The following is a 1822-nucleotide window of genomic DNA, read 5'->3' as shown; positions in this document are numbered from 1 at the left end:
TATTAAACCAATAAACCTTGATTACGCTCCGCTCCATCAAGGCTACCCATGCTTGCTCCGGGAGCACGGAACGTAGCGTAATCAAGGTATTCACTCTCCAAAACAGCCTGCCCAATTGGGTTTAACCATCCATAGCAAGGGAGCAGCATGTGCAATGATACGATTATTGAACCTATAAACCCTGATTACGCTCCACTGCATCAAGGCTACCCATGCTTTCTCCGGTAGCACGGAACGTAGCCTTGAGGCAGCGTAGCGTAATCAAGGTATTCCCTCTCCAAAACAGCCTGCCCAATTGGGTTTAACCATCCATACCAAGGGAGTAGAGCATGTGCAATGATACGATTATTGAACCTATAAACCCTGATTACGCTCCGCTCCATCAAGGCTACCCATGCTTGCTCCGGTAGCACGGAACGTAGCCTTGATGCAGCGTAGCGTAATTGTAAGTTAAAAAGCTGATATATTGTCTTTAAGAGAGTAGCCCCTTACTCCGATAAGTAAAGGGCGCGGGCGTGAGCGACCGTAGCGTACTCGGTTTTAATAACCGTCTTGATCAAGGTACTCTAGCCCTGCTCTCGAAACGTTTGAATAGTTGAAAGGAACTCTTAAAAAAGAGCGTCCGCTTACAATCGTAAACCAACAACGCTCGAGGCACTATGGAAGTATATAAGAATTACATAGGCATAGATATTGGAAAACTGACTTTTGTTACAGCCGAATATGGCTCCAACAAAGTAATTGAGTACGATAATGCCCCATCAGGGATAGAAGCCTTTTTAAAAGATTATAAGAACAAATTTAAAAATGGCTTATGCATCTTGGAGACTACTGGCGGCTATGAAATGAGGTTATTACTGACCTTATGTGAAACAGGAGTCGCTGTTCACAGAGCGAATACCCGCAAAGTAAAGCGCTTTATACAATCTTATGGAAATGAAGCAAAAACGGATAAATTAGATGCAAAATCATTAGCCCTGTATGGTTATGAACGGGCAAATCGATTATCACTCTTTTCGCCTGTATCAGCACAAGCCTTGGCGTTATTTGAATTAGTTCAACGTCGAAATGATTTAAAGCAGATGCTTATTGCTGAAAAGAATCGTTTTAAAGCACCGAGAGCAGCTGTTATCAAAACCAGCTGTCAATCAATGATAGAGGTACTCAACAATCAGCTCTGTGAAGTAACGGCGCAAATAAACATCTTAATAGCCCAAGACACTGCCTTAAAAGCAAAAAAAGCGGTATTGAAAACAATACCAGGAATAGGTGATATCATTGCTAATGAACTGCTGGTTCTCTTACCCGAATTAGGAACTTTAACACGACGTAAAATTGCCTCTCTGGCAGGACTTGCACCAAAAGCGAATGATAGTGGGCAATTTAGCGGTTATCGCGCTGTGAATCATGGTCGCTCTGGTATCAAACCTAATTTATTCTTAGCTGCTATGGCTGCCAGAAATTCTAACTCCAGTTTAAAAATTTTTTATAATAATCTCGTTGCCGCTGGAAAAAAGAAAATGGTCGCATTAACTGCTTTGATGCGAAAAATTATTGTTATTGCTAATGCTAAAATAAGAGATTTTAATTTAGGGCTTGTTCTACCTTAATTTACTCTTAAATAGTAAGCCTAATGCCATTTAGCCTACAGGGGCACTTTTTTTATATAACTCAATGCTCATACTTTATCTGCTTTGAAATTTTTCTCAGACATAGTTGATCAAGGTATTCCCTCTCCAAAACAGCCTGCCCAATTAGGTTTAACCATCCATACCAAGGGAGTAGAGCATGTGCAATGATACGATTATTAAACCAATAAACC

1 protein-coding gene is annotated in these 1822 nt (G+C 40.9%); it reads left to right on the top strand.

The window, feature by feature from the left end:
* The first annotated feature begins 659 nt into the window (after window positions 1-659).
* Entirely contained in the window at window positions 660-1610 is a 951-nt protein-coding gene (locus tag ACN4Z1_RS15865) for an IS110 family transposase (protein WP_228364616.1), read from the top strand.
* Window positions 1611-1822 lie beyond the last annotated feature (212 nt).

This window comes from Legionella sp. ST3F1 (assembly GCF_048553315.1).
Lineage (GTDB): Bacteria > Pseudomonadota > Gammaproteobacteria > Legionellales > Legionellaceae > Tatlockia > Tatlockia donaldsonii.
Note: the sequence above shows the minus strand (reverse complement) of the source record. Positions and strands in the feature narration are given on the sequence as shown.